The sequence below is a fragment of the Mesorhizobium sp. BH1-1-4 genome, assembly GCF_020165665.1.
Lineage (GTDB): Bacteria > Pseudomonadota > Alphaproteobacteria > Rhizobiales > Rhizobiaceae > Mesorhizobium.
This window is the reverse complement of the sequence record NZ_JAIUIN010000046.1, coordinates 1-1,300: the sequence shown is the minus strand read 5'-3', so window position 1 is coordinate 1,300 and position 1,300 is coordinate 1. Positions and strand designations below refer to the sequence as shown.

The window sequence follows — 1,300 nt, the reverse complement described above, 5'->3', positions numbered from 1 at the left end:
GGCAGGGCTGTCCGGGGAAAATTATACATATTGGAAGCCCATCTGATTTGGGGAGGTCCACTGGGTTCGGCGGCTTGGATTGACTGGTGGCGGCTTGTTGATGGCCTGTACCGTCCGGCGCTCGAACAGGTATTGGGTGACCAGGTTGGTGAAGCGCAGAATTGGCATGGCGCTGCAACATGCACGGGCCGCGATGCGCAGCAGGGCATAGGCGATCATCGCTGCAAAGAGCTGCAGGCGGATGGCGTTGTCGTTGTTGCCGAGGAATTTTCGGATCTTCAGGTGCTGCTTGATCCAGCGGAACAACAGTTCGATTTGCCAGCGGCCCTTGTAGAGCGCGGCAATCTCAACGGCGGGACGCTGGAGGTCGTTGGTCAGGAGCGTGATCGTGTCGCCGTCCTGACGCTGCACAAGGATGCGGCGCAACGGGATCGGCAGCTTGGAATCGCCTTTGCTGGCAAGGCTGACCTGGGCATCGTCGAGTACTGTGAAGCCATTGCCCTGTGTTTGGACAAGGCGGCGGTTGCATTGCGCCTTGAGGCTCATGTTGGATTTGGGCCGCGTGACGAAGAAGGCCTCGGCTTGAGCAATGGCGCTCCACCAGCCGTAATGGCAATAACCCTTGTCGAACACATAGGTGGCGCCTTTCTCGATGGCGATCGTGCGGCCGATCTGGGCGTCGTTGACGTTGGCATCGGTGATGTCGAGGATGCGGGGACAGTCGGTGTTCGGATCGTAGACGACATGCATCTTCATGCCGCGGATGCGGCCATTCGACTTGGCCCAGTCACAGCACTTGCCCAGCGGGATGGGTGTGGAATCGATCAGTCGCAGCATAGCCGTACCCTCATGGCGCGTATGCCGGTCGAGTTGATTGGCAAGCAGCCCAAAGGTCTCGGCAAAGACGGCGACGGGGCGCCGCCGGCCGGCATCCGACACGGTCGAGCGCCGCAACAAGTCGCTCCCCAGATGATAGTGGTGCTGGCTGCTCGCATTCCAGCCGGCTTCCAGGCTGCGAAGGCTCGCCGCGCCGCTGAACTGGGCATAGATCAGCACCATCAGGTGGTCCCAGCTCTTGAACGACTTGTCGTAGGCATCCCCGTCGTGACTATCCACAATCGACTGAAAGCGGCGACGATTGATCGGTTCAACCAGCTTGCCAAGAATGCTAGACGTGAAGCGCATGCTCCGTTCCCTTTCTGAGTCTCGACAACCAGAAGGTAGACGGAAAACCACCGTCTCACGGGGCATGCGCATGCGGCATTTCGATTCACCAGATACTTTCCCCGGACAGCCCTGC

The 1,300-nt window shown here is 59.8% G+C and carries 1 protein-coding gene; it reads right to left on the bottom strand.

The window, feature by feature from the left end; all coding sequences use genetic code 11:
- Positions 1-21: 21 nt before the first annotated feature.
- Positions 22-1,185, bottom strand: a complete 1,164-nt coding sequence (locus LB569_RS31755) for an IS4 family transposase (RefSeq protein ID WP_224695419.1) — start codon at positions 1,183-1,185, stop codon at positions 22-24.
- Positions 1,186-1,300 lie beyond the last annotated feature (115 nt).